Annotated in this window: 27 protein-coding genes; 15 read left to right on the forward strand and 12 right to left on the reverse strand. The window is 66.8% G+C overall.

Features of this window, described 5'->3' with window-relative positions; genetic code table 11:
- The first annotated feature begins 42 nt into the window (after positions 1–42).
- Together purE and FBZ87_RS17120 are read left to right on the forward strand one after the other, a co-directional pair.
- Positions 43–507 (forward strand): 5-(carboxyamino)imidazole ribonucleotide mutase, encoded by a 465-nt coding sequence (gene purE, locus FBZ87_RS17115; RefSeq protein ID WP_040848330.1) that lies wholly within the window; start codon positions 43–45, stop codon positions 505–507.
- Positions 504–1,583, forward strand: a complete 1,080-nt coding sequence (locus FBZ87_RS17120) for a 5-(carboxyamino)imidazole ribonucleotide synthase (RefSeq protein ID WP_145611556.1) — start codon at positions 504–506, stop codon at positions 1,581–1,583. Before purE ends, FBZ87_RS17120 begins: the two co-directional genes overlap by 4 nt.
- Positions 1,584–1,611: 28 nt before the next feature.
- Here the strand turns inward: FBZ87_RS17120 and FBZ87_RS17125 are convergent, their stop codons facing one another.
- Entirely contained in the window at positions 1,612–2,178 is a 567-nt protein-coding gene (locus tag FBZ87_RS17125; RefSeq protein WP_246134444.1) for a TetR/AcrR family transcriptional regulator, read from the reverse strand.
- 112 nt (positions 2,179–2,290) lie between these two features.
- On the opposite strand from FBZ87_RS17125, the gene FBZ87_RS17130 reads away from it, so the two are divergent.
- Entirely contained in the window at positions 2,291–2,668 is a 378-nt protein-coding gene (locus tag FBZ87_RS17130) for a VOC family protein (protein WP_145611557.1), read from the forward strand.
- 51 nt (positions 2,669–2,719) lie between these two features.
- Here FBZ87_RS17130 and FBZ87_RS17135 read toward each other — a convergent pair whose 3' ends face one another.
- Positions 2,720–2,911, reverse strand: coding sequence for a DUF4169 family protein (locus FBZ87_RS17135; RefSeq protein WP_145611559.1), 192 nt, complete (start codon positions 2,909–2,911; stop codon positions 2,720–2,722).
- Between the two features lie 308 nt (positions 2,912–3,219).
- Here FBZ87_RS17135 and FBZ87_RS17140 point away from each other — a divergent pair, with 308 nt between their 5' ends.
- The gene (locus FBZ87_RS17140; RefSeq protein WP_145611561.1) at positions 3,220–4,338 is read left to right on the forward strand and encodes a patatin-like phospholipase family protein; all 1,119 of its coding nucleotides are present in this window, start codon (positions 3,220–3,222) and stop codon (positions 4,336–4,338) included.
- Between the two features lie 350 nt (positions 4,339–4,688).
- The gene (locus tag FBZ87_RS17145) at positions 4,689–6,599 is read left to right on the forward strand and encodes a propionyl-CoA synthetase (protein ID WP_145611563.1); all 1,911 of its coding nucleotides are present in this window, start codon (positions 4,689–4,691) and stop codon (positions 6,597–6,599) included.
- Between the two features lie 330 nt (positions 6,600–6,929).
- Here the strand turns inward: FBZ87_RS17145 and FBZ87_RS17150 are convergent, their stop codons facing one another.
- Positions 6,930–7,406 carry an Hsp20 family protein gene (locus tag FBZ87_RS17150; RefSeq protein ID WP_145611566.1) on the reverse strand — a complete coding sequence of 159 codons (477 nt, stop codon included), beginning with the start codon at positions 7,404–7,406 and terminating at the stop codon, positions 6,930–6,932.
- 353 nt (positions 7,407–7,759) lie between these two features.
- Between FBZ87_RS17150 and FBZ87_RS17155 the strand changes: the two genes are divergently transcribed.
- Complete coding sequence (locus FBZ87_RS17155) at positions 7,760–8,212, forward strand: DUF1465 family protein (RefSeq protein ID WP_145611568.1); 453 nt, start codon at positions 7,760–7,762, stop codon at positions 8,210–8,212.
- A gap of 225 nt (positions 8,213–8,437) precedes the next feature.
- On the opposite strand, the gene rpmE is transcribed toward FBZ87_RS17155, so the two are convergent.
- Entirely contained in the window at positions 8,438–8,659 is a 222-nt protein-coding gene (gene rpmE / locus FBZ87_RS17160; protein ID WP_040848326.1) for a 50S ribosomal protein L31, read from the reverse strand.
- A 300-nt stretch (positions 8,660–8,959) separates the two neighbouring features.
- On the opposite strand from rpmE, the gene FBZ87_RS17165 reads away from it, so the two are divergent.
- From FBZ87_RS17165 to FBZ87_RS29765, 4 genes are all read left to right on the forward strand, one after another.
- A complete protein-coding gene (locus FBZ87_RS17165) occupies positions 8,960–10,783 on the forward strand; it encodes an ABC transporter transmembrane domain-containing protein (protein WP_145611773.1) in 1,824 nt (607 codons plus the stop codon).
- Positions 10,784–10,789: 6 nt separating this feature from the next.
- Positions 10,790–11,116 carry a hypothetical protein gene (locus tag FBZ87_RS17170; protein WP_145611569.1) on the forward strand — a complete coding sequence of 109 codons (327 nt, stop codon included), beginning with the start codon at positions 10,790–10,792 and terminating at the stop codon, positions 11,114–11,116.
- A 140-nt stretch (positions 11,117–11,256) separates the two neighbouring features.
- The gene (locus tag FBZ87_RS17175; RefSeq protein ID WP_145611571.1) at positions 11,257–11,523 is read left to right on the forward strand and encodes a BrnT family toxin; all 267 of its coding nucleotides are present in this window, start codon (positions 11,257–11,259) and stop codon (positions 11,521–11,523) included.
- Positions 11,489–11,842, forward strand: a complete 354-nt coding sequence (locus FBZ87_RS29765) for a helix-turn-helix domain-containing protein (protein ID WP_145611573.1) — start codon at positions 11,489–11,491, stop codon at positions 11,840–11,842. The genes FBZ87_RS17175 and FBZ87_RS29765 overlap by 35 nt, the downstream gene beginning before the upstream one ends.
- A gap of 2 nt (positions 11,843–11,844) precedes the next feature.
- Here FBZ87_RS29765 and FBZ87_RS17185 read toward each other — a convergent pair whose 3' ends face one another.
- The 6 genes from FBZ87_RS17185 to FBZ87_RS17210 all read right to left on the reverse strand — a co-directional run bounded on the left by FBZ87_RS17185 (position 11,845) and on the right by FBZ87_RS17210 (position 16,992).
- A complete protein-coding gene (locus FBZ87_RS17185; protein WP_145611575.1) occupies positions 11,845–12,570 on the reverse strand; it encodes an ABC transporter ATP-binding protein in 726 nt (241 codons plus the stop codon).
- Positions 12,570–13,400 carry a high-affinity branched-chain amino acid ABC transporter ATP-binding protein LivG gene (gene livG / locus FBZ87_RS17190; protein WP_145611576.1) on the reverse strand — a complete coding sequence of 277 codons (831 nt, stop codon included), beginning with the start codon at positions 13,398–13,400 and terminating at the stop codon, positions 12,570–12,572. The genes FBZ87_RS17185 and livG overlap by 1 nt, the downstream gene beginning before the upstream one ends.
- Before the next feature lies 1 nt (position 13,401).
- Positions 13,402–14,703, reverse strand: coding sequence for a high-affinity branched-chain amino acid ABC transporter permease LivM (gene livM, locus FBZ87_RS17195; protein WP_145611577.1), 1,302 nt, complete (start codon positions 14,701–14,703; stop codon positions 13,402–13,404).
- Positions 14,704–14,707: 4 nt separating this feature from the next.
- On the reverse strand, positions 14,708–15,640 hold the full coding sequence (locus tag FBZ87_RS17200) for an ABC transporter permease subunit (protein WP_004273582.1): 933 nt from the start codon (positions 15,638–15,640) through the stop codon (positions 14,708–14,710).
- Positions 15,641–15,855: 215 nt separating this feature from the next.
- The gene (locus FBZ87_RS17205) at positions 15,856–16,404 is read right to left on the reverse strand and encodes a GNAT family N-acetyltransferase (RefSeq protein ID WP_145611579.1); all 549 of its coding nucleotides are present in this window, start codon (positions 16,402–16,404) and stop codon (positions 15,856–15,858) included.
- Between the two features lie 18 nt (positions 16,405–16,422).
- Complete coding sequence (locus FBZ87_RS17210; protein WP_211106972.1) at positions 16,423–16,992, reverse strand: helix-turn-helix domain-containing protein; 570 nt, start codon at positions 16,990–16,992, stop codon at positions 16,423–16,425.
- Between the two features lie 151 nt (positions 16,993–17,143).
- Between FBZ87_RS17210 and ggt the strand changes: the two genes are divergently transcribed.
- From ggt to FBZ87_RS17235, 5 genes are all read left to right on the forward strand, one after another.
- The gene (gene ggt, locus FBZ87_RS17215) at positions 17,144–18,901 is read left to right on the forward strand and encodes a gamma-glutamyltransferase (protein ID WP_246134446.1); all 1,758 of its coding nucleotides are present in this window, start codon (positions 17,144–17,146) and stop codon (positions 18,899–18,901) included.
- Positions 18,902–19,087: 186 nt separating this feature from the next.
- Positions 19,088–19,405: a hypothetical protein gene (locus tag FBZ87_RS17220; RefSeq protein WP_186454808.1), complete on the forward strand. Its 318-nt coding sequence runs from the start codon at positions 19,088–19,090 to the stop codon at positions 19,403–19,405.
- A 95-nt stretch (positions 19,406–19,500) separates the two neighbouring features.
- Positions 19,501–19,713: a hypothetical protein gene (locus tag FBZ87_RS17225; protein ID WP_088871815.1), complete on the forward strand. Its 213-nt coding sequence runs from the start codon at positions 19,501–19,503 to the stop codon at positions 19,711–19,713.
- A 272-nt stretch (positions 19,714–19,985) separates the two neighbouring features.
- On the forward strand, positions 19,986–20,555 hold the full coding sequence (gene efp, locus FBZ87_RS17230; RefSeq protein ID WP_145611581.1) for an elongation factor P: 570 nt from the start codon (positions 19,986–19,988) through the stop codon (positions 20,553–20,555).
- Positions 20,556–20,694: 139 nt separating this feature from the next.
- Positions 20,695–21,507 carry an inositol monophosphatase family protein gene (locus FBZ87_RS17235; RefSeq protein WP_145611583.1) on the forward strand — a complete coding sequence of 271 codons (813 nt, stop codon included), beginning with the start codon at positions 20,695–20,697 and terminating at the stop codon, positions 21,505–21,507.
- Positions 21,508–21,572: 65 nt separating this feature from the next.
- On the opposite strand, the gene FBZ87_RS17240 is transcribed toward FBZ87_RS17235, so the two are convergent.
- On the reverse strand, positions 21,573–22,964 hold the full coding sequence (locus tag FBZ87_RS17240; RefSeq protein ID WP_145611585.1) for an ATP-binding protein: 1,392 nt from the start codon (positions 22,962–22,964) through the stop codon (positions 21,573–21,575).
- Complete coding sequence (locus FBZ87_RS17245) at positions 22,961–23,707, reverse strand: response regulator (protein ID WP_145611587.1); 747 nt, start codon at positions 23,705–23,707, stop codon at positions 22,961–22,963. Before FBZ87_RS17245 ends, FBZ87_RS17240 begins: the two co-directional genes overlap by 4 nt.
- Between the last annotated feature and the right edge of the window lie 159 nt (positions 23,708–23,866).

Raw genomic sequence — 23,866 nt, forward strand, 5'->3', positions numbered from 1 at the left:
GTGAGCCAGAAGCCTGAAAGCGCGCCGCTGGTCGGCATCATCATGGGTAGCCAGTCCGATTGGGCGACCATGCGCCACGGCGCCGCCGTGCTTGAGGAATTGGGCGTCCCGTTCGAGACGCGCATCGTCTCCGCCCACCGCACCCCCCACCGCCTGGTCGACTACGCGACCACCGCCCGCGACCGCGGCCTGAAGGTTATTGTCGCCGGCGCCGGTGGTGCCGCGCACCTGCCGGGCATGGCGGCCGCCATGACCCCGCTGCCCGTGTTCGGCGTGCCGGTGGAAAGCCACGCGCTGAAGGGCATGGACAGCCTGCTGTCCATCGCGCAGATGCCGGGCGGCATCCCTGTGGGCACCCTGGCCATCGGCAAGGCCGGCGCCATCAACGCCGCCCTGCTGGCCGCCGCCGTCCTGGCGCTGAACGACAAGCGCCTGGCCGACGCCCTGGACGCCTGGCGCGCCGCCCAGACCGATCGCGTGGCCCTGGAACCCCGGGACGAGGAATGACCCTTTCCCCCCTTACCGTCGTCCCGCCGGGTTCGACCATCGGCATGCTGGGCAATGGCCAGCTGGGCCGCATGACGGCGCTGGCCGCTGCCAACCTGGGTTACCGCACCCATGCCTACGGGCCGGACCGGGACAGCCCCTGCGCCCAGGTGGTGTCGGTTGAGACCCTGGCGGCCTTCGATGACTGGGCGGCGCTGGAGGCCTTCGCCAAGGCCGTCGACGTCGTGACGCTGGAGTGGGAGAACATCCCCACGGCCACCATCGATTTCCTGGCCGCCCGGGTGCCGACCTTCCCGGGCGCCCACGTTCTGGCCGTGGCCCAGGACCGCGTGGAAGAGAAGACCTTCGCCAACAATCTCGGCATCGGCACCGCGCCATTCCGCGCGGTGACCGGCGTCGACTCCCTGCGCGCCGCCGTGGCCGACCTGGGCACGCCGTCCATCCTCAAGTCCGCCCGCATGGGGTACGACGGCAAGGGCCAGGTGCGCCTGGGGCCCGACAGCGACCTGGCTGCCGCCTGGCAGTCGCTGCGCACCGACAGCGCCGTGCTGGAGGGTTTCGTCACCTTCGCCTGCGAGGTGTCGGTCATCGTCGCCCGCCGCGCCGATGGCGTCATGGCTGCCTTCCCGGTGGTGGAGAACCGCCACGCCAAGGGCATCCTGGATGAGACGCTGGTGCCGGCGGCCGTGACTCCGGCCGTCGCAGGCGAAGCCGCGCGCATCGCCCGGACGCTGACGGAGGCGCTGGGCGTCGTCGGCCTGTTGGCGGTGGAGATGTTCGTGACGCCGGACGGTCGGGTGTTGGTGAACGAGGTGGCGCCCCGGCCGCATAACTCCGGTCACTGGACCATGGATTTCTGCGCCACCAGCCAGTTCGAGCAACTGGTGCGCGCCGTCTGCGGATTGCCCCTGGGCGCCACCGACATCATGGCGCCCTGCATGATGAAGAACCTGATCGGCGACGCCGCCGACCAGTGGCATGACCTGCTGGCTGAACCCGGCGCCCGCTTGCACCTCTACGGCAAGGCGGAGGCGCGGCCAGGCCGCAAGATGGGGCACGTGAACCGCCCGCGGTGACGCGGGCGGTCGGTTACCTTGGCTGTGGCTACCGAAGTGCCGCTTCGACGACCGCGTCGATGAAACAATCGTCCATTCCCTCCTTTGCGAACCAGCGACGGAAGAAGAAAGGCCCGACCAGCAGGGCGACGACATCGTTGGTGACGTGGTCCCTGGGGACCTCTCCTTTGGCCTTGGCGCGTTCTATGATGGCTTCAAAGGGTGCCATGAAGGTTTTGTGCAGCGCTGCCTGCATGGTGCTCAGCTCGGCATCGCGTTCCGCCGCGTCAATGATCGAGGGATAGACCGAAGCCCAGTTCGCCGTCCGCAGCTGATGGGCGAGATGGGAGAGCAGGGCCCGGGCATCACCCCGCAGGCTGCCGGTGTCGGGCGCGACAGGCGTGCCCCCCAGCCGGGAACAGGCATCGATCAGCAAGGCCGACCGCGAGGGCCAGTGGCGATAGATTGTCGTCTTGGAAATCCCCGAGATGCGAGAGACTTCGTCGACGCTCACCCCGGCGATCCCGCTTTGCACCAGCTGCCGGTAGGTCTCGGCCAGCACCTTCGCTTTCGAGCGCTCGACCCGCTTATCCACGGTCTGTGTTGGGACCGACATGGGGCTGCCTTCCTTTCTTGACACGAAACAGTACGGCACCGTACCGTTCTATAAGAACGATTGCGTTCACTATCACGGCCCTGGCCTCACCCTGCAAGTCGGAGGATGCCCCATGAAGTTCGCCTATACGCGCCTTGTGAGCGAGGATGTGCCCCGGCTCGCGGCCTTCTATGAGAAGCTGCTGGCAACGCCGCCGGTCGGAAACGACGATTATGTGGAGTTTCGGCCCGGGGGCGCGATTCTGGCGCTGGTCAGCCGCAAGGCCTGTGAATTCATGCACGGCGGGGATTGGGTCGCCGGTTCCAACCAGTCGGCGATCCTGGAATTTCAGGTCGATGACGTCGATCGGGAGCGTGACCGTATCGACGTCCTTGTGACCCATTGGCTGCAGCAGCCCAAGGACATGCCTTGGGGCAACCGCTCCATGCTATTCCGCGACCCTGACGGCAACACGATCAATTTCTTCCGGCCCTTTGCCGCGAACAGCTGAGCCAATCGCCGCCTGGGCTGGGATGCGTGGAACCCGTTCGGGCTTACCGTCCTAGTCGTCCTGGTCCGCGGGTTCCAGCTTCTTGCCGTCCAGGTCCGCCGTCTGGTTGTCCTGGCGCTTCTGCTCGGCCGTACGCTCGGCCTTGGTGCGGCCATGGACGACGCGGTTCTCGGCCGCCTTGGCCGCCCGCTCTTCCTTGGCCTTCTGCTTACGGAACCGGTTCAGGTTGACTACGTCGCCCACGGCCGTCTTTCCCTCGTCATGATGCTCGGGAACGCCTGATCGCTGAGGATGGCGGGCGGGCGCCGTCCATTGAGGGCGAGCCCGGATGCCGTTGCGTCCCAAGTCACTAACCTAACCTTAACCCAGGTTCAGCATTGTTCAAGACGGGTTTGTTCCGTTACCGGTATCGCGGTATGAGTCATTTGCGAATTGGGCGGCATTTTATCGACAAGCCCAGGCAGTTGTTAACCATGTTGGCCCCGGCGGACCGGCGAATTCTGTGCTTCGCCTTCAACACCGGGCCACTTTTCTTTGAGGGTTAGGGCGGGATGGACGGTTCTGCGGGCGATGTGGCCAAGCGGCGGCGGCGGGCGACACCGGTGTCGCCAGAGCCAGCGGCTCCTCCGGTCACTGAGGTGCCGGCGCGGCGCACCGTCAATTTGGCGCTGCAGGGCGGCGGTTCTCACGGCGCGTTCACCTGGGGCGTGCTGGACCGCCTGCTGGAGGACGGCCGGCTGGATGTCGAGGGCATCAGCGGCACCAGCGCCGGCGCCGTCAACGGCGCGTTGCTGGCCTATGGCCTGTTGACCGGTGGGGCGGAGGGGGCCCGTGCCCTGTTGCACCGTCTATGGCGGCGGATGGCCAAAAGCTCCGCCACCGGCCCGCTGCAGCCCACCTGGCTGGACTGGATGACAGGCGGGGCCGCGCGGCGCAACCTGGACCATTCCCCTGTCTATGCCGGCCTGGACATGATGGTGCGCATGATGTCGCCCTATCAGTTCAACCCGCTGGGCCTGAACCCCATGCGCGACGTGTTGGACGGCCTCATCGACTTCGAGGTGCTACGCCGGTCCGACAGCGTGCGCCTGTTCGTCAGCGCCACCAACGTCAACCGCGGCCAGCTGCGCGTGTTCAAGGGCGCGGACCTGTCCATCGAGGCGCTGCTGGCCTCGGCCTGCGTGCCCATCCTGTTCCAGGCGGTGGAGATCGAGGGTGAGCCGTACTGGGATGGCGGCTATATGGGTAACCCCACGCTTTATCCCCTGCTGCATGATTGCACGGCGACCGACATTCTGGTGGTGCAGGTGACGCCGCTGCAGCGGCCGGCGGTGCCCACGTCGCCGAGCGCCATCGTCGACCGCATGAGCGAGATCGGCTTCAACGCCACCCTGCTGCGCGAACTCAAGTCGCTGGAGCTGGTGAACCGCCTGTGTGCGGACCACGGCATCGACCCGGCGGAGGCCGGCGTGCGCCCGGTCTATCTGCACCTGGTGGAGCCGGGGCCCGGCATGGCGGACCTGGGCGTCTCCAGCAAGCTGAACGCCGACTGGGGCTTCCTGACTGAGCTGCGTGATATGGGACGTGCCGCAGCCGGCGATTGGCTCACCGGCTGCTATGACCAGGTGGGCCGCGAAAGCAGCTTCGCGGCGGGGCGGGCGATCATCTGACGTGCCGTCTGACGGGGCACCACCTTGGACGTCGAGGTGGCGCCCATACCCTTCTTAAATGGAGGGTGGCAGAGGCCCAGCTAGGCCGTCCGACCGAATCGCCTTACCTTTCAAGTCGTTCGTTGCCGGCGCCCCTATCCCACATGCACGCCCGCCCTATGCCACCCGCTGCCGCACCGCCCTGTCCTTTCGGGTGGGCGGGGCGGTTTCGTGTTGGCCGGCGCCCCCGAGCCGGTAGGATGAAGGCAGGCCGTTGATCTGTCTCATGGTCGTCCCCCTGGGCGTCCTGCGATGGTGGCGGGACCAAGCAAGAATAGGGGCCTTCGGGGCCCCAAAGGGGGGGTAAGCGGATGAGCGGACGCTATGCGGAAGTGTACAACCGGTCTCTGGAAGACCCCGAAGGCTTCTGGGGGGAGGCGGCCCAGGCCATCGACTGGATCCGCCCCTGGGATCATGTGCTGGATGATAGCCGCGCGCCCCTGTTCCGCTGGTTCACCGGCGGGCAGCTGAACACCTGCTGGAACGCGCTGGACCGCCACGTGGCGGCGGGGCGGGGGGACCAGGTGGCGCTGATCCATGACCGGCCCATCACCAACACCGTGGCCACATACACCTATCGCGAGCTGCTGGACCTGACGGCGCGCTTCGCCGGCCTGTTGGCAGCCCAGGGGGTGGGGAAGGGTGATCGCGTCATCCTCTACATGCCCATGGTGGCCGAGGCAGTTGTCGCCATGCTGGCTTGCGCCCGGCTGGGCGCCATCCATTCCGTCGTCTTCGGTGGATTCGCCGCGCGTGAACTGGCCACCCGCCTGGACGACGCCAGGCCGAAGGTGGTGGTCTCCGCCTCCTGCGGGATCGAGGGCGCCCGGATCATTCCCTACAAGCCCCTGCTGGACAGCGCCATCGACCAGGCGGCGCACAAGCCGACCCGCTGCATCATCCTGCAGCGGCCGCAGGAGCAGGCGCCCCTGAAGCCGGGCCGCGACATCGACTGGGCAGAGGCCGAAACGGCGACGCCGCACGATTGCGTGCCGGTGGCCGCCACGGATCCGCTGTACATCCTGTACACCTCCGGCACCACGGGCCAGCCCAAGGGCGTGGTCCGCGACAACGGCGGCCATGCCGTGGCCCTGAAATGGACCATGGAACATTTCTATGGGCTGAAGCCGGGGGAGGTGTTCTGGGCCGCCAGCGACGTGGGCTGGGTGGTCGGGCACAGTTATATTGTCTACGGCCCTTTGCTGCACGGCGCCACCACCGTGCTGTATGAGGGCAAGCCGGTGGGGACGCCGGACGCCAGCGCCTACTGGCGGGTGATCAGCCAGCACAAGGTGAGCATGCTGTTCACCGCCCCAACCGCCTTCCGCGCCATCAAGCGCGAGGATCCGGAGGGCCTGTTGCTGAAGAATTTCGACCTCAGCCATTTCCGCCAGCTGTACCTGGCCGGCGAACGATCCGACAGCGATACCCTGCGCTGGGCCGAAACCCATCTCAAGGTGCCGGTCATCGACAATTGGTGGCAGACGGAAACCGGCTGGCCGGTCGCGGGCAATCCGGTGGGGCTGGGCCTCATGCCGGTCAAGCATGGCTCGGTCACTCGGCCGCTGCCGGGCTGGGATGTGCGGGTGCTGGACGGGCAGGGGCACGAGGTGCCGGCGGGCACGCTGGGGGCGGTCACCATGCGCCTGCCGCTGCCGCCGGGTGCCCTACCCACGCTGTGGAACGCTGAAGAGCGTTTCATCCGCAGCTACCTCTCCGAATATCCGGGTTTCTACCAGACATCGGACGCCGGCTATGTCGATGAGGATGGCTACCTGTTCATCATGGCCCGCACCGACGACATCATCAACGTGGCCGGCCATCGCCTGTCCACCGGCGCCATGGAAGAGGTCCTGGCCGGGCATCCCGACGTGGCGGAGTGCGCAGTCATTGGCGTGCACGATGCGCTGAAGGGGCAGTTGCCGCTGGGTTTCCTGGTGCTGAAGGCGGGGGTGACCCGCGGTCATGAGACGATTGTGGCCGAGGTGGTGCAGCGGGTGCGGGAGGTCATCGGCCCCGTGGCCGCCTTCCGCCAGGCCTTGGTGGTGGAGCGGCTGCCCAAAACCCGCTCAGGGAAAATCCTGCGGGCGACCATGCAAAAGATCGCGGACCAGGAGGCTTGGGCCATGCCCGCCACCATTGATGACCCGGCTATTCTGGAGGAGATTGGCGCCGCCCTGACGGCCGCCGGCTATGGCCGGAAATCAATTTTGAATCAATGAGATAGAGGGGCTGGCTTACCGCAACGGCGTACCTCCCATGTGGCAAAATTGTGACGGTGCGTTGACTGATCTGCGGCCTTTATTGCCAAAGTGGGTTGACTGGTCCGCGTGCCCTGCATACCGTCCGTTTCGAAGTTTGGTACGGGTTGAACGGGCGGGCAAAATCAGGCAGCCGGAAAACCGGCGCCGCTGGGAATGCGAAAGGGCCGCAGCGCAATAGCTGCGGCCCTTTCCATTTTGGCGTCCTGAAATCGCGCTGGCTGTAAGGGCCCGGGCGGTCACCCATCCGGACCCTTTCTAGCCGTGGCCAGGACTTAGTTGGACCAGGACTTAGTTGGCTGCCTGCCCGGTGGGCAGGGCGGTCGAGCTCTGGCCCAGGTTAGCGATCGGTATGTGGCGCGGCTTGGCCGTCTCCGGCACCTCCCGCACCAGGTCGATGTGCAGCAGGCCATTTTCCAGCGCCGCACCCGTCACCCGGATATGCTCGGCCAGCTGGAAGCGCCGCTCAAAGGCACGGCCGGCGATGCCCCGGTGCAGGTACTGTGTCTGTGGGGAGGCCTGATCATCCTTGCGTGACTTGCCGATGACCGTCAGCGCGTTCTCCTGCGTCACGATGTCGATCTCTTCCTGGCTGAAGCCAGCGACCGCCATGGTGATGCGGTAATCGTCGTCCCCGCGCTTCTCGATGTTGTAGGGCGGGTAGGCGTTGCCCTGGTCCTCGGTCTTCAGGGCCGACTCCATCAGGCGGGTCAGGCGGTCGAAACCGACGGTGGAACGGAACAGCGGGGACAGGTCGTAACTGCGCATGATAATCCTCCGGTAGAGCGATCACCCCGGCCCCTTGGGCGCCATCCTGGCCGTCCCGTTGGGTGGGGTTTCATGCCGGCTCTAGGAACCCCTCCTGGGCATTCCCGCCGACGCAGTTTCATCTGTGAACGGCCTTCGCGGATTTCAATAGGGACCGGACTCCGAAAAATGGAAGGCGAAGCGGCCCGGAAATCCGTCGTCCTATTTCCAAAGATTTAAGCCTTTGGCGGCACCCTGAAGCGTCACCGACTGTGATCAGAAGGTGACCCCGCCCTGCCGCGTATTGCGGGGCCGGGCATTTCGATCCTACAGTTGCTGTCCGTGCCCGGGTTACCCCCACCTGAGTTACGCCCATGGGACCAACCCGTGCGGCATTCAGGTCCAGGCCGGAGAAAGGTTCCTCGTTGCTCGAGTCCAATGCCTTTTTCGACCGGACATACGAGGAGACGATGGCCCTCCTGGTTGAGGCGCGCAACTATGTGGCCTTCCAGGAAGCCAAGGACCAGCGGGGGCTGCCACCCCAGGTCCGATTGCAGATCAGCTACGAGTCGTTGCGTGTCACCAGCCGGTTGACCCAGGTGATGGCCTGGCTATTGGCCCTAAAGGCCGTGCATGCCCATGAGCTGACGGCCGACCAGGTGCTGGGCGAGCAGTTCGCCCTATCCGGCGGCGCCATCTGCAGCGATCCTTCGGGCCCCGACAATGGCGAGTTGCCGTCCGGCCTGCGATCCCTGCTGCAACGCAGCCATAGCCTGTACATGCGCGCCGAGCGCCTGGAAGAGCAATACCGCCGCAGCGTGGCTTAGTTAGGCCTATTCCCTCAATCGCCGGGCGCCGCCGTCCGGCGGCTTGGCTATCCTTGATTTCCAGTCCGCTTCGCTCCCCAGAAATCTCCGGGGGCCTGCGGTCGCAGGCCAGGGGGCACTTCCGGCTAAGGGCAGGGGGCGGTGCGTGAGCAGCAAAAAAGAGCGCCCCGGATGGGACGCCCTTTCTTGAAAGCTCAACAGCGCGCGGCGTTAGCCGCCCGCGGCTTACTTCAGGCCCAGGCCCGAGAAGCGGCGGTTGAACTTGGCGATCTGGCCGCCGGTATCGACCAGCTTCTGCACGCCCGTCCATGCGGGGTGCGACTTCGGGTCGATGTCCAGGCGCAGCGTGTCGCCGGCCTTGCCCATGGTGCTCCGGGTCTTGAACGAGGTGCCGTCGGTCATGACGACGGTGATCTCATGGTAGTCCGGGTGAATGTCAGCTTTCATGATCGCCCAAGTCCCAAAACAAAAATCTCGAAATGCGAAGCCGGGCTTATAGCCAAAACCGTCCCCGGGATCAACACCCGATCGTGCGCTTCCCGTGCGCACGACACCACAACCACGCATGGCTGACGCCACGTGGCGATGAAGGAAAGGGTTGGCGATGGTTGCCCCACGGCCTTGGACGCATTACCTAAGCCATCACGCGCGTGGGGCCAAGCTGATTGTTCGGGGACGCTTGAATAATGGGAAGGTTCCGCGCCCCGCTCAGACAGATTGGGAACATCGCCGGTGACCGACGCCACCATGACACCCACCCCGGGCACACCCGCCCCGGGGCGTAAGTCCCTGCGGCCCCTGGCCTTTCTGCTGCCCTTCGTGCGGCCCTACGTGTGGCATTCGGTGGGGGCGGGCATCGCCCTGCTGCTGGCGGCGGCCACCACCATCGGCATGGGCCGCGGGCTTCAGGCGGTGGTGGACCAAGGCTTCGTCACCAGCAATCCGCAGCTGCTGGACCACGCGCTGCTGGTCATGCTGGGTGTCATCCTGGTGCTGGCCGGGTCCACCTATGTGCGATTCTCCCTGGTTTCCTGGGTGGGGGAGCGGGTGGTGGCCGATATCCGCCGGGCGGTTTTCGACCATCTGGTCACGCTATCGCCCGGATTTTTCGAATCGACCCGCACGGGTGAGGTGCTGTCGCGCCTGACCACAGACACCACGCTGCTGCAGACGGTGGTGGGCTCCACCGTTTCCATCGCCCTGCGCAACACGCTGATGCTGATGGGTGGCCTGGTCATGCTGGCCATCACCAGCGCCAAGCTGACGGGCCTGGTGCTGGTCGTCGTTCCTCTGGTAGTGCTGCCCATCGTTATTCTGGGCCGGTCCTTGCGCAAGCTCAGCAAGGCCAGCCAGGACCGTGTGGCCGACGTGGGCGCCCAGGTGGATGAGACGCTGGGCGGCATACGCATCGTCCAGGCCTTCGGGCATGAGGCCATCGAGACGGCGCGCTTCGGCGACCGGGTGGAGGATGCCTTCACCACCGCCGTGCGCCGCATTCGCGTGCGCGCTCTGATGGCAATGATCATCATCTCGCTGGTCATGGGGGCCATCGGTGTCATCCTGTGGATCGGCGGGCATGACGTGCTGGCCGGCCGCATCTCCGCCGGCCAGCTCTCCGCCTTCATCTTCTATTCCGTGCTGGTGGCCGGCGCCGTTGGCGCCATCTCCGAAGTGACGGGTGAGTTGCAGCGCGCCGCCGGCGCCATGGAGCGGCTGGTGGATCTGCTGGAGACCAAGCCCGACATCGTGGCCCCGCCCAACCCGGTGGCGCTGCCCACCCCGGCCATCGGTACCGTCGCGTTTGAGGGCGTGCGCTTCCACTATCCCTCCCGCTCCGACTATGCCGCGCTGGAGGGCTTGGACTTGACCGTGGCGCCGGGCGAGACCGTGGCCATCGTTGGCCCCAGCGGGGCGGGCAAGACCACCCTGTTCCAGCTGCTGCTGCGCTTCTATGACCCACAGGACGGCCGCGTGCTGGTGGATGGCGTGGACGTGCGCACGGCCACCCCGGCGGACGTGCGCGCCCGCTTAGGCATCGTCCCGCAGGAGGCGGTGATCTTCTCCACCAACGCGTGGGAGAACATCCGCTACGGCCGCCCCGAGGCGACGGACGACGAGGTGCGCGCCGCCGCCCGCGCTGCCCACGCCCTGGACTTCCTGGAGGCGCTGCCGCAAGGTTTGGGCACCTATCTGGGCGAGAAAGGCGTGCGGCTTTCCGGCGGCCAGCGCCAGCGCATCGCCATCGCCCGCGCCATCCTGCGCAATCCGAAGATTCTGCTGCTGGACGAGGCGACCTCCGCCCTGGACGCGGAGAGCGAACGCGGGGTGCAACTAGCCCTGGAAACCCTGATGAAGGACCGCACCACCCTCATCATCGCCCACCGTCTGGCCACCGTGCTGAACGCCGACCGCATCATCGTCCTGGACAAGGGTAAGATCGTCGCCAGCGGCCGGCATGAGGAACTGATCCGCCAGGGCGGCCTCTACGCCCGGCTGGCGGCCCTGCAGTTCGATGCAGCCGGCGGGACAGCCAATGGGGCGCCCAAGGAGGAGGGCGAGGCGGCGGAGTAGGGAGAAATGACGCTGGATGGGGTGCAGGTTCGGGAAGACGGCCTGGTCGTGGGTTTCCGCTATCACGATGGGCAGCTTGCGGGCTTCGCGGCGAGCGAAGATGGGCTGCGCTTCGACATTCGTTCCGTTGACGGTGCGGAGCGCACGATCCTGAAGGCGGGCGGTGTGATCGACTTCGCCGTCCAGGACTATTGGCCCGGCACCATCCTCTCCACCATTCATCTCTGGCGCTTGGGGGAACCGGCACTGCCACCGTTGGCCGCGCAAGCACTGGACGATCTTTATCAGGGCCGCGCCACGGTGGGCGACCTGTCGACGCTAGTGGCCCGCTAGCGCAGGTACCACCCAGAAGCGTTGATCCTTCACCTTGATTCCAGCTATGGCGGTACCTTCACCTGCCTCTGTGAGCGGGTTCGGCACGTTGACGGAAATACGGCTTAGCCGTACTCTTGCGTCATAGAGTCGGAGATGCCATGTTCCAGTGGGACAAACGCAAGGCTGCTGAAAACTTGGCCAAGCACGGCGTCCGATTTGAGGATGCCTGCGCCGTCTTCCGGGATCCGTTCGCCATTGAGTGGCCGGATGAGCGTGAGGATTACGGTGAGGAACGTTTCATCGGCATGGCGGAGGGGCGGTTGCTTTACCTCGCCTACGCCCTCCGGGGTGATGATATCCGTCTGATCTCCGCGAGAGGAGCTGAGCCCCATGAGCGCCGACGATACCACGATGAAAACGCTTGACCCCGATGCCACCCCTTTCGCGCGCTTTGATGCGATGTCGGAGGAAGAGCGTCACCAGGCTGCAGTGAGCGATCCGGATGCGCGACCGTTGACGCCTGAAGACATGTCCCGTATGCGCCGGGTGCCGCAGGTGCGGACGATGCGTCGAGCGCTGGGGTTGACGCAGGAAGAGTTCGCCGCGCGGTTCCATGTGCCCATCGGGACACTGCGCGACTGGGAACAGGGCCGGAAGGAACCGGACGCCACGGCGAAAGCCTATCTGAAGGTGATCGCCAAGAACCCAGACGTTGTCCAGGAAGCGCTCAAGCGGACCGCCTGAGGTTAATGCGCCCCGCCCTCCAGGTAGGCCGCGCGCACCTGCTCGTTGGCCAGCAGTTCGCGCCCTGAGCCCGTCAGCACTACCTCGCCCGAGGCCAGGACATAGGCGCGATGGGCCAGCTTCAGGGCGTGGTAGGCGTTCTGTTCCACCAGCAGGATGGTCATGCCGCGCTCCCGGTTCAGCTGTTCGATGACCTGGAAGATCTGGCGGATGATGAGGGGGGCGAGGCCCAGCGAGGGCTCGTCCAGCAACAGCATGCGCGGCCGGCTCATCAGCGCGCGGGAGATGGCCAGCATCTGCTGCTCGCCGCCCGACAGGGTGCCGGCGCGCTGGGCCTGGCGCTTCTCCAGGATGGGGAACAGGCCGTAGCAGGTGGCCAGGTCCTCGGCGAAATGGGCGGGGTCGGCCAGGGTGGCGCCCAGCTGCAGGTTCTCCAGCACCGTCATGCGCGGGAAGATGCGCCGGCCCTCCGGCACCTGGGCGATGCCTTGCGTCGCGATCAGGTGCGGGGGGATACCCACCAGGCTCTTGTCCTGGAACAGGATCTGGCCCTGAGTCGGCTTCGGGTTGCCGCAAATGGTCATCAGCAGGGTGGACTTGCCGGCACCATTGGCGCCGATGAGGGTGACGATCTCCCCCTCGTTCACCGTGATGTTGACGCCGCGCAGGGCGTGCACGGGACCATAGCTGGCGTGGACGTCGGACAGTTGCAGCAGCGGGCCGGCCATCAGTGCGCGCCCCCGCCGGCGGTCGCGACGTCATCGGCGTCGGGCTCGCCCAGGTAGGCCTTGATCACCCGCTCGTCATTGCGGATTTCAGCCGGCGTGCCGGCGGCGATGCGGGCGCCATGGTCGACGACGACGATGTGGTCGGAGATGTCCATGACCAGGCCCATGTCATGTTCGATCAGCAGGATGCCGATGCCGTGTTCGGCGCGGATGCCTACCAGCAGTTCGGCCAGCGCCCGGGTTTCACGGGGGTTCAGGCCGGCCGCCGGTTCATCCAGGCACAGCAGCAGCGGGTTGGTGCTCATGGCGCGGGCGATCTCGACCCGGCGCTGCATGCCGTAGGACAGGTTGCCCGCCTCCTCATCCGCCACCGCCAGCAGGTCCAGCCGGCGCAGCCAGTCGCGGGCCGTCTCCACCGCCGCCTCTTCCGCGGCGCGCCAGCCCTTCAGGTTCAGCAGGCCGGCGAAGGAGAAGACGGACCTGGGCATCAGCGCCTGGTGCTGGGCCACCAGCAGGTTTTCCAGCACCGTCATGCTGGGGAACAGGCGGATGTTCTGGAAGGTGCGCACCACGCCGGTGCGGGCGACGCCGTAGCCCTTCAGTTTCTGCAGCTCGATGGGGCCCCGGGCCGGGTGGCGCAGCAGCAGCCGGCCGGCCGTGGGTTTGTAGAAGCCGGTCAGGCAGTTGAAGATGGTGGTCTTGCCCGCACCGTTGGGTCCGATCAATGCTGTGATGCGGTTGCGTTCCGCCGTCAGGTCCACGCCGTCCACGGCCAGCAGGCCGCCGAAGCGCATGGTGAGGCCCTGAACGTCAAGAAGGGGTTCGGTCATTTCAGGCGGCCTCCGCCACGGACTTGGGCTTGGCGTTGGACAGCCGGATGGTCGGCAAGCGGCCGGACAGCAGGCCGCCCGGCTTCCAGATCATGATCAGGATCATGGCCAGGCCGAAGGCCAGCATGCGGTAGTCGGCGAAGCCGCGCGCCAGTTCCGGCAGCACGACGATGAACAAGGCCGCGATGATCACGCCCGCCTGGCTGCCCATGCCGCCCAGCACGACGATGGCCAGGATGGTGGCCGATTCCATGAAGCCGAAGCTTTCCGGGCTGACGAAACCCTGGCGGGCGGCGAAGAAACAGCCGGCCAAGCCGCCCATCAGGGCGCCGCTGGCATAGGCCGAGACCTTCACCATGGTGGGGTTGATGCCCAGGGAGCGGCAGGCGATCTCATCCTCGCGCAACGCTTCCCAGGCGCGGCCGATGGGCAGGCGGCGCAGGCGGGCGACGGTGTAGGCCGCCAGCGCGGTCAGCGCCAGGATGACCAGGTAGAGGAAGATCAGCCGGTGTTCGGGGGCATAGGCGATGCCCGTCACCTCGCTGAAGGTGTGGCCGCCGGCCGGCGCGCGCCGGTCGAAGGTCAGGCCGAACAGGGTGGGCCGGGCGATGCCCGACACGCCGTTGGGCCCGCCGGTCAGGCCTTGCCAGTTCAGGATGACGATGCGCGTGATCTCACCAAAGCCCAGGGTGACGATGGCGAGGTAATCGCCCCGCAGCCGCAGGATGGGCAGGGACAACAGCACCGCGAACAGGCTGGATGCCAGCCCGCCCGCCACCAGCGCCGGCCAGAAGCCCCAGTGCAACTGCGTGGTGGTGAGCGCGCAGGTATAGGCGCCGATGGCGTAGAAGGCGGCGAAGCCCAGATCCAACAGGCCCGCCAAGCCCACGGTGATGTTCAGCCCCGTCGCCAGCAGGATGTAGATCAGCGCGGTGGTGCCCAGGTCGATGACATAGCGGTTGGCGAAGGGCAGGAAGGGCAGGGCCACGGCGGCCAGAACCAGCAGCGGCCCGCCCCAGGCGCGCAGGCGCTGGGCGGCCGCCGGCGGCCGCCACGCCGCCAGGGGGGCCACGGCCTTGGCCAGCGGTGCCGCCAGCAGGCCGAGGACCAGCCGGCCCAGGAAGACGACGGCACCGGCCAGGGGCACATAGGCCAGGTTGGCCTGCACCACAAGGCCCTGGTCCAGGTTGACGGTGCGCAGGCCCAGGAAAGGCACGGCCAGCGCCATGGCGACCAGGCCGGCGATGCCGGCGTCACGCAGACGATGGGCGACGGGAATGGAAGTGCTCGCGGGTGCGGCCATGACCTCACACCTTCTCGATGTCAGGACGGCCCAGCAGGCCCGAGGGGCGGACCACCAGCACCAGGATCAGGATGGAAAACGCCGCCACGTCCTTATAGGCGCTGGAGACGTAGCCGGAGAAGAAGGCCTCGATCAGGCCGATCAGCAAACCGCCCAGCATGGCACCCGGCAGACTGCCGATGCCGCCCAGCACGGCGGCGGTGAAGGCCTTCATGCCGGCCAGGAAGCCGATGTAGAAGTCGATGACGCCGTAATAAAGGGTGACCATCACGCCGGCCACCGCCGCCAGCCCGGCCCCCAGCACGAAGGTGAGGGAAATGGTCCGGTCGACGTTGATGCCCAGCAATGCTGCCATGGTTCGGTCCTGCTCACACGCCCGCTGGGCGCGGCCCAGGGCCGTGCGGTTGATGACCAGGGTGAACCCGGCCATCAGTGCCACGGTCAGCAGGATGATGAACATCTGGATGTTGGTCAGGCCCAGGCTGAAGTCGCCATCGTGCCACAGGGTGACGCCCCCCGTCATGACCGGCGGCAGCGACTTCGACCGCGCCCCCTGGGTCAACATGACGAAGTTCTGCAGCAGGATGGACATGCCGATGGCGGAGATGAAGGGCGCCAGCTTGGGCGCCGTGCGCAGCGGCCGGTAGGCCACGCGCTCGATGGTCCAGCCGTAGGCGGCGGTGAAGGTGCAGGAGATGGCCAGCACGATGACCAGCGCCAGCGGCACCGAGGTCACGCCCGCCCCCAGCAGCAGGGTGAAGGTGGTGACGGCGATGAAGGCGCCGATCATGTAAATCTCGCCATGGGCGAAATTGATCATGCGGATGATGCCGTACACCATGGTGTAGCCGATGGCGATCAGTCCGTAGATGGCGCCCAGGGTCAGGCCGTTGATCAAATGCTGTAGGAATGTGCCGACTGCCAGCGTGAAACCCATTGCCGCCTTAACCGCCCCCATCGATGGCTGTCCGGCGTACTTCGGGCCGATTCCCGCGCCGGCCTTGGCGCGGGTCCGCCATGCCGGGACCGGCAGCGACCTTAGCGCTAGTGCGCAGGGGCGGCAAGGCGGGGGCGGGGGGTGCGGGGGTGAAAACGCACGCACCGCAACATTTTTTACTGGCGGATACCGGTAATTGGCCGGCTTGGCACGCGTCAGTGCGCGTAATTCTCCGGCATTGGCCCTGTTAAATGCTTGTACAGGATGGTCGTCGCCAGGGCTGAGCCATCGACATGAAGGGCATAGCCCGGAATGTCGCCCACGGTCTGGAACCCGGCGGAGCGGTACAGCGCCCGGCCTTCATCGCTGCCGGTGTCCAGCAGCAGCAGGGTGCGGCCCTCTGTCCGGGCCAGCGCCTCGACGGCGGCCATCAGCGCCCGGCCGATGCCGCGTTGGCGAGCGTCGGGATGGACCAGCATCTTGGCCACCTCCGCCCGGTGGCGGCCATTGGGCGGGCCGGCCAGCAGCAACTGCACCGTGCCCATCAGGCTGTCCCCCAGCCACGCGCCCAGCAGGCGCCGGCCGCCGGCCTCTAGGCCGGGTCTCAGCCCTTGCCAGAAGGCGGTGGCCTCGTCCTCGGCGAAGGGCAGGATGAAGCCGACGCTGGCCCCGCCCAGGACGCAGGCATGCAGGATGCGGCTGAGGGCGGGGGTCTGGGCGTCCAACTCGGCGGCGGTAATTTCGCGGATGGCCAGGGCGGTCATGGTGGCTCGGGGGCTTTCTCAGGGGCGGGTAATGGCGATGACGTAGTGCGCGGCATCCGGGCCGGGGCAGTGGAAGCGGCTGCCGCCCGCCAGGCGGTAGCGCAGCGTGTCCCCTGCCGACAGCGCGTGGGACACGCCGTCCAAGGCCAGGTCGAGCCGCCCGGCCAGCATCCACAAATGATGCTCCAGCCCCGCCACCGGCGGCGCCTGATAGGCGATGACGGCACCGGGGGGCAGGGTGCCCTCCACCATTTCTGTTATGTAGCCGCTGGCGGGCGGGGACAGGCCTCGGCGGCGGAAGCCCGTTTCCGGATCGGTCCAGACGGGCTGGGACTCGCGGGGAATGAACTGCTGCGGATCGGCCTCCACCTCCGCCAGCAGGCGGGACATGGGCCGTTCGTAGGCGGTGCATAGCCGTCCCAGCAAAGCGGCGGTGGGGCTGGTTTCCCCCCGCTCCAGCCGGGACAGGGTGGCGCGGCTGATGCCGCTATGCTCGGCCAATGTTTCCAGAGTCCAGCCGCGTTCCAGGCGCAAGCCAGCGAGGCGGGCAGCCAGGCGTTGGTCGAAGGGATCGGGGGCCTGTTCCATAACGGGAATATTTCCCATATATGAGAAAATCGTCAAGCCCCGCTTATCATACCGCAGCGCAAAATCATCTTATCTTTCGCGGGCGACCTGGGCATGCTGATCGCTTCCGCCCGGCGGGCGGACAATGGTTCCAGAACAAGAGGGGTGACCGATGGGGTCCTGGCAGGGTGGCAAGGGGCAGGGTGGCAAGGGGCGGGTTGGCAAGGGCATCACGCGTCGCTGGGTCAATGCGATGGGCGCGGTGGCATTGGGCGTCGCGCTGTTCGGGGGCGTGGCGCTGGTCCAGGCCAAGGAGACGGCGACCGCGCCGGCCGCCCTGCTGTCGGGGGGCGCCGTGGCCTCGGCCGACACCTTCGGCACGGGCGCCGGGGCGGAAATCCTGAAGGCCGGCGGCAACGCCGTGGACGCCGCCGTGGCCACCGCCTTCGCCTTGGCCGTCACCTATCCCGAGGCCGGCAACATCGGCGGCGGCGGCTTCATGACCTTGTTCGTGGACGGCAAGCCCTATTTCATCGACTACCGCGAGGTGGCGCCCAAGGCCGCGACGCGCACCATGTACCTGGACGCCCAGGGCAACGTGATTCCCAAGCTCAGCCTGGTGGGCGCCAAGGCCGCCGGCGTGCCCGGCACCGTCATGGGCCTGTGGGAGGCGCATCACCGCTTCGGCACGCTGCCGTGGGAGCGGGTCATCCAGCCGGCCATCACCCTGGCGGAAAAGGGCTTCCTGCCATCCGACAAGATCATCGCCTACCGCACCGACATGATGGCGCAGTTTGCCGGCACCAACTTCGCCCAGTACTTCGGCAAGATGGAGCCGGGCAAGATCTTCACCCAGCCGGAACTGGCCGAGACGCTGAAGCGCATCGCCAAGGACGGGCCCAAGGAGTTCTACACCGGCAAGACGGCGCAGCTGCTGGTCACGCAAATGAAGAAGGACGGCGGCCTGATCACGGCGCAGGATCTGGCGGACTACAAGGCCAAGTGGCGGGAGCCCATCCGGTTCACCTGGCAGGGCAACGTCGTCTATACCGCCCCGCCGCCCAGCTCGGGCGGGGAGGCGCTGGCCCAGTTGCTGAAGATGAAGGAGCTGCGCGCCGCGGATTTCAAGGACGTGCCGCTGAACTCCGCCAAGTACATCCACCTGCTGGCGGAGATCGAGAAGCGGGTGTTCGCCGACCGCGCGGAATACCTGGGCGACCCGGACTTCTACAAGGTGCCGGTGGAAAAGCTGATCAGCGACGACTACCTGGCCAAGCGGGCCGGAGAGGTCAACCCGACCGCCATTTCCCCCACGCCCGACGTGAAGCCGGGGCTGGAGCCCAACGAAACCACGCACTTCTCCGTCGTGGACAAGTGGGGCAACGCCGTCTCCAACACCTACACCCTGAATTTCGAGTTCGGGAACGGCGAGGTGGTCAGCGGCGCCGGCTTCCTGATGAATGACGAGATGGATGACTTCAGCGCCAAGCCGGGCGTGCCCAACGGCTTCGGCGTGGTGGGCAAGGACGCCAACGCCATCCAGCCGGGCAAGCGCATGCTGTCCTCCATGACCCCCACCATCGTCACCCGCGACGGCAAGGTCAGCCTGGTGCTGGGTACGCCCGGCGGCTCCCGCATCTTCACCGGCGTCTTCCAGGTGATGAGCGACGTCTATGACTTCCACATGCCGCTGCAGGCGGCGGTGGCGGCCCAGCGGGTGCATCATCAGCTGCTGCCCAAGGACACCATCTATTACGACCCCTACGCCCCGCTGACGGGGCCGGAGGCCGACAAGCTGAAGGCCATGGGCTACACGCTGGTGAATCAGGGTTGGAACATGGGCGATGTGGAGGCTGTGCGGGTGATCGGCACGGAACTGGAAACCGCCTCCGATCCGCGCGGGCGCGGGGCGGGACAAGTGGTCCGATAATATAACCATTTGTTTTTATTGATGAATGGGCTGGGCGCGTAAAGTTCCCGGCCCATTCATAATTACGGTCGCATTAAGGCAAACATCGCCCTTAAATCGTCAACATCCGCCTCCAGGATACGAGCCATGGGAAGCCGATGACGGCACGAGCCGACAAGCGAGCATCCCCTTTTTGGAGGTAAGATCATGACGAGCGATTTCCTGCGTCTGGCGAAGGTGAAGCGCTTTGCCGCGGTTGCCGCACTGGTCGTGGTCGGGGTCGCCGCATCCTCCGGTCTGACCGCGACCAAGGCCAAGGCCGATGAGTACTGGCGTCACCACCATGGTGACTACTACCGCTACCACGACTACTATCGCGGCCCGCGGGTCTACGTGGCCCCGCCGTACTATTACGGCCCGCCCCGTCCGGTGTACGTGCCGCCCCCGGTGTACTACGCGCCCCCGCCGCCGCCCCCGGTCTACTATCCGTCGGCTGGCCTGAACGTGGTCATTCCCATCCGCTAACCCCTTAATCCGCAATGATTTAGCCGGCGTTAAGCCCGGCCCCGGGGCGGAGCACTGCCTTGTTCCGCCCCGGTCTTGGAAGCAGTGAGGCCATCATGTTGAAGAAAGCTGTCGTCGTCGTTGTCGCCGGGTCCCTCTTGGCCGGCTGTTCGGGCCTTAACGCCCGCCAGCAGCGCGCTCTGTCCGGTGGCGCCATCGGCGCCGCGGGTGGTGCCGCCCTGACGGCCATCGTCGGCGGCCCGGTCCTGGCGGGTGCGGCCATCGGTGCGGCCGGTGGTGCGGCCGTTGGCGCCCTAATCAAACCCTGAGGCATCAAGCCCTGAGGCTGGTGCAAGTTCGTTTCCCTGTAGTTCTTCTCATTCCCTGTTTCCCGTCCCATACCCTTCCAAGCCCGGCCGGTTTCGACCTGCCGGGCTTTTTCTGCGCCGGTTTCGTGGCGGTTGGGGTATTCCACAGCATCGTTTGCGGGATAACGCCGAAGGGGCATGCGCCTTGGGAATTCCGGCTGATCTTGTCCGGCTGGCAACAAGCTGCTAGGGTCCCCGCCGCTCGCAAACACCCAGGTTAAAGTTGAAGCACCATGAAGGTTAACGCCAACACCATGCGCCCCGGCCACGTTATGGAGAATAACGGCAAGCTGTGGGTGGTCGTGAAGACGCAGATCGTGCAGCCCGGCAAGGGCGGCGCTTTCATCCAGATCGAGATGAAGGACGTGCGCACGGGCACCAAGACGATCGAGCGCTTCCGTACCCAGGAAAGCGTGGAGCGTGCCCGCCTTGACGAACATGAGATGACCTTCCTGTTCGCCGAAGAAGGCGACAGCTACACCTTCATGGACAAGGAAACCTTCGAGCAGGTCTCCATTCCCGGCGATGTCGTCGGCGACGGCAAGGTCTTCCTGACCGACGGCATGGAAGTGACGGTGCAGACCTTCGAAGGCGCGCCGCTGTCGGTCGAGCTGCCGCAGACCGTCACCCTGACTATCACCGAGGCCGACCCGGTGGTGAAGGGCCAGACGGCCTCTTCCTCGTACAAGCCGGCCCTGCTGGAGAACGGCGTGCGCATCCTGGTTCCGCCGCACATCGAAGCCGGCACCCGCGTGGTGGTCAGCACCGCCGAGGGCGAATACATGGAACGCGCGAAGGATTAATCCTCCTTCCGCCGTCGCCCTCGGGGCGGCTGGTTCGTTGCCAGAGCGAATTCCGCCTTCCGGTGGAATTCGCTCTCGGCTTTTATGGTAGGGCGGTCCCCCGGGGACCTGCCTGTAATGAGATCAAAAGGGACATTCCATGGCCGCCCGTTCCGCCATCCTCAACGTCATGACCAAAGCCGCCGAGAAGGCGGGCCGCGCCCTGGTGCGCGACTTCGGTGAGGTGGAGCAGCTGCAGGTTTCCCGCAAGGGTCCGGCGGACTTCGTGTCCGCCGCCGATCGCAAGTCGGAAAACATCATCCGCGAGGAACTGTCCAAGGCCCGCCCCAGCTTCGGCTTCCTGCTGGAGGAAGCGGGCAGCGTGGCCGGCAGCGACCCGTCGCACCGCTGGATCGTCGATCCGCTGGACGGTACCACCAACTTCCTGCACGGCCTGCCGCACTGGGCCGTCACCATCGCGTTGGAAAAGGAAGGTGAGATCGTCGCCGGCGTGGTTTACGAGCCGGTGCATGATGAGATGTTCTGGACGGAGAAGGGCGCCGGCGCCTTCCTCAACCACACCCGTCTGCGCGTCTCCGCCCGCCGCAACCTGCCCGACGCCCTGATCGCTACCGGCATCCCCTTCAAGGGCCATGGCGACCATGCCGCCTACCTGCCGCAGCTGCAGGCGGTGATGGGCGAGGTGGCCGGCATCCGCCGCTTGGGTGCCGCCGCCTTGGACTTGGCCTATGTCGCCGCCGGCCGCTTCGACGGCTTCTTCGAGACCAACCTGAAGCCTTGGGACGTGGCCGCGGGTCTGCTGATGGTGACCGAGGCCGGCGGCTTCGCCACCGAGATCGGCGGCGGCAAGGTTCCGCAGAGCGGCGCCAGCGTGCTGGCCGCCAATTCCCACCTGCACCTGCCGCTGGGCACCCTGCTGCGCAACGCCGGCAAGAAGAAGGCCGCCGGCTAAGCACCTGCGGTTCTGTCTGGTTTTCACAGTCGGCCCGGAACGTAAGCGTCCGGGCCGATTGTCGTTCAAGGGGCGGGCAAGGTCACCCGCGCCTCGAGTCCGCCGCCGGGCCGATTGCTCAAGGTGATGTCGCCGCCGTGGCCGCGCACGATGGCCAGCGCCGCCGTCAGGCCCAGGCCAACGCCGCCCGTCACCCGGTTGCGTGACCGGTCCAGGCGGAAAAAGGGGCTGAACACCTGCTCCAGCGCGTCTTCCGGAATACCCGGGCCATCGTCTCGCACGACGATCGCCACCGGTCCCGGCATCTGCTCCCCCGATATCTGCTCCAGCGTCACCGCCGGCGGGGTAGCGTGCTTCACCGCGTTCTCGATCAGGTTGGTGACGGCCCGCTTCAGCGCGAAGGGCCGGCCGCGATAGACGGCATGGCTGGGCCCTTCGTAGGCGACGGCCACACCCTGGTCGGCATATTCATCGGCGATGGTGGTCAGAAGGCCGCCCAGGTCGAAGGCGGTCACCGCCTCCTCATTCGCGTCGTCGCGGAAAAAGGCCAGGGCGCCGTCGACCATGGCCTGCATCTCGTCCACGTCGCGGAACAGCCGCGCCTGTTGTTCCGCATCCTCGACGAATTCGCCCCGCAGGCGCATGCGCGTCAGCGGCGTGCGCAGATCGTGGGAAATGGCGGCCAGCATGGCGGTGCGATAGCCCACGAACTTCTGGATCTGCCCCTGCATGGCGTTGAAGGCGCGAATGACGCCGCGCAGTTCGCGCGGACCCGACTCGGCGATGGGCGGGGCCTGGGGATTGGTGCCGAAGTGCCGGGCGGCATCGGCGATGCGCTCGATGGGCCGGGACAGCTGCCGGGCGGCGACCAGCGACACCGCGGCGGCCGACAGCAGCAGGAAGGCCAGGACGATGCCGGCACGCAAGGCGCGGATGATGGCATCGCGGCTACGGTGGGTATGCGCGTAGATGAGCCAGCTTTCGTCTTTCAGCCGTATCGCCAGGAACCTGGGACGGGGGTCGGACAGGAAGTCGTGATGCAGGTACGCTGCTGCCGGGCTGTCCACCGTCGCCGCGAACATCAAGGACCGCGGGTTCAGGTCCGCCAGCCACGCCAACGGCTCCTGAAGGTCATTCAGGCCGGTTCTCTGGCGCAGCATTGCAGCCAGGGGACCGTCCACCGGGTGCCATTCGACGCGATAGATTGGTGTGGTCGTAGCGGCGGCCAGGGCGGGCCGCAGCGCCGGTGGGGCGACATCGATGGCGTGGGTGATGCTGATGGCCGCCTGTGCCAGCCCGGCGTCATTGGCGGGCGGCTGCAGCCAGGCGCCGGCGAAGCTGACGACCAGGCCGCTCAGCAACGCTGTGCTGGTCACGGCCGCCATGATGGTCAGCGCGAAGCGCCGGGCGATGGTATCCTGCGGTCGGAAGCCCAGGGGCCAGGCCGGCCATTTCATTGACGCTTCACCACGGGGGTGAAGATGTACCCGCCGTTGCGCACCGTCCGGATCAAGGCCGGACTCTTGGGAACATCCTCCAGCTTGTGGCGCAGGCGGCTGACCTGCACGTCGATGCTGCGGTCGTAAGCCGCGTGGCTCAGGCCGCGCGCCAAGTCCAGCAGCTGGTCGCGGGTCAGCACCCGCTGGGGATGCTCCACGAAGGCCAGCAGCAGGTCGAACTCCCCGCCCGACAGCAGCACCAGGGTGCCATCCTCCGACCGAAGTTCCCGCCGCGCCACGTCCAGCCGCCAGCCGGCGAAACTGAGGCTGGGACGGGTCTCCGCCGGCCGGCCGGCGGCCTCGCCCGTCCGGCGCAGCACGGCCTTGACCCGGGCCAGCAGCTCGCGCGCGTCGAAAGGCTTGGTCAGGTAGTCGTCGGCGCCGATCTCCAGCCCCACGACGCGGTCGGTATGGTCGGCCATGGCGGTCAGCATGATGACCGGCACGCGCGACGCCGCGCGCAAGGTCCGGCACAGGCTGAAGCCGTCCTCCCCGCGCAGCATGATGTCCAGGATGACCAAGTCGATGGGGCCCGCCGCCAGGGCCGCCCGCATGCCCACGCCGTCCTCGGCCACCCGCACGGCATAGCCGTGCCGTTGGAAGAACAGGGTCAGCAGGGACAGGATGTCCTCGTCGTCATCGACGATCAGCAGGGTTGGCTGCTGGGCAGGGGCGGGCAGTGGGGCGGGCAGGGACGTCATGGGTCCGCATGCTAGCACGCGCGGGCGCCCCGCTTTGTGTCCGTTGTCCCGGGCGTTTGTTTCAAGCCGGACACATTGTGCCCGTCCGGCAGCAAAGCCGACATCAGCCGTCAAGAATCGGGGCTTAGGGTCCAGCCTCGTTCCGGCGGCCGACGGGTT

The sequence above is a fragment of the Nitrospirillum amazonense genome (assembly GCF_007828035.1).
Taxonomy (GTDB): domain Bacteria; phylum Pseudomonadota; class Alphaproteobacteria; order Azospirillales; family Azospirillaceae; genus Nitrospirillum; species Nitrospirillum amazonense.

Bases quoted from the DNA above. Each gene is read 5' to 3' on its own strand.
- purE (WP_040848330.1), top strand. From the start codon at position 43: ATGGGTAGCCAGTCCGATTGGGCGACCATGCGCCACGGCGCCGCCGTG.
- FBZ87_RS17120 (WP_145611556.1), top strand. From the start codon at position 504: ATGACCCTTTCCCCCCTTACCGTCGTCCCGCCGGGTTCGACCATCGGC.
- FBZ87_RS17125 (WP_246134444.1), bottom strand. From the start codon at position 2,178: ATGTCGGTCCCAACACAGACCGTGGATAAGCGGGTCGAGCGCTCGAAA.
- FBZ87_RS17130 (WP_145611557.1), top strand. From the start codon at position 2,291: ATGAAGTTCGCCTATACGCGCCTTGTGAGCGAGGATGTGCCCCGGCTC.
- FBZ87_RS17140 (WP_145611561.1), top strand. From the start codon at position 3,220: ATGGACGGTTCTGCGGGCGATGTGGCCAAGCGGCGGCGGCGGGCGACA.
- FBZ87_RS17145 (WP_145611563.1), top strand. From the start codon at position 4,689: ATGAGCGGACGCTATGCGGAAGTGTACAACCGGTCTCTGGAAGACCCC.
- FBZ87_RS17150 (WP_145611566.1), bottom strand. From the start codon at position 7,406: ATGCGCAGTTACGACCTGTCCCCGCTGTTCCGTTCCACCGTCGGTTTC.
- FBZ87_RS17155 (WP_145611568.1), top strand. From the start codon at position 7,760: ATGGGACCAACCCGTGCGGCATTCAGGTCCAGGCCGGAGAAAGGTTCC.
- rpmE (WP_040848326.1), bottom strand. From the start codon at position 8,659: ATGAAAGCTGACATTCACCCGGACTACCATGAGATCACCGTCGTCATG.
- FBZ87_RS17165 (WP_145611773.1), top strand. From the start codon at position 8,960: ATGACACCCACCCCGGGCACACCCGCCCCGGGGCGTAAGTCCCTGCGG.
- FBZ87_RS17170 (WP_145611569.1), top strand. From the start codon at position 10,790: ATGACGCTGGATGGGGTGCAGGTTCGGGAAGACGGCCTGGTCGTGGGT.
- FBZ87_RS17175 (WP_145611571.1), top strand. From the start codon at position 11,257: ATGTTCCAGTGGGACAAACGCAAGGCTGCTGAAAACTTGGCCAAGCAC.
- FBZ87_RS29765 (WP_145611573.1), top strand. From the start codon at position 11,489: ATGAGCGCCGACGATACCACGATGAAAACGCTTGACCCCGATGCCACC.
- FBZ87_RS17185 (WP_145611575.1), bottom strand. From the start codon at position 12,570: ATGGCCGGCCCGCTGCTGCAACTGTCCGACGTCCACGCCAGCTATGGT.
- livG (WP_145611576.1), bottom strand. From the start codon at position 13,400: ATGACCGAACCCCTTCTTGACGTTCAGGGCCTCACCATGCGCTTCGGC.
- livM (WP_145611577.1), bottom strand. From the start codon at position 14,703: ATGGCCGCACCCGCGAGCACTTCCATTCCCGTCGCCCATCGTCTGCGT.
- FBZ87_RS17200 (WP_004273582.1), bottom strand. From the start codon at position 15,640: ATGGGTTTCACGCTGGCAGTCGGCACATTCCTACAGCATTTGATCAAC.
- FBZ87_RS17205 (WP_145611579.1), bottom strand. From the start codon at position 16,404: ATGACCGCCCTGGCCATCCGCGAAATTACCGCCGCCGAGTTGGACGCC.
- FBZ87_RS17210 (WP_211106972.1), bottom strand. From the start codon at position 16,992: ATGGAACAGGCCCCCGATCCCTTCGACCAACGCCTGGCTGCCCGCCTC.
- ggt (WP_246134446.1), top strand. From the start codon at position 17,144: ATGGGGTCCTGGCAGGGTGGCAAGGGGCAGGGTGGCAAGGGGCGGGTT.
- FBZ87_RS17220 (WP_186454808.1), top strand. From the start codon at position 19,088: ATGACGAGCGATTTCCTGCGTCTGGCGAAGGTGAAGCGCTTTGCCGCG.
- FBZ87_RS17225 (WP_088871815.1), top strand. From the start codon at position 19,501: ATGTTGAAGAAAGCTGTCGTCGTCGTTGTCGCCGGGTCCCTCTTGGCC.
- efp (WP_145611581.1), top strand. From the start codon at position 19,986: ATGAAGGTTAACGCCAACACCATGCGCCCCGGCCACGTTATGGAGAAT.
- FBZ87_RS17235 (WP_145611583.1), top strand. From the start codon at position 20,695: ATGGCCGCCCGTTCCGCCATCCTCAACGTCATGACCAAAGCCGCCGAG.
- FBZ87_RS17240 (WP_145611585.1), bottom strand. From the start codon at position 22,964: ATGAAATGGCCGGCCTGGCCCCTGGGCTTCCGACCGCAGGATACCATC.
- FBZ87_RS17245 (WP_145611587.1), bottom strand. From the start codon at position 23,707: ATGACGTCCCTGCCCGCCCCACTGCCCGCCCCTGCCCAGCAGCCAACC.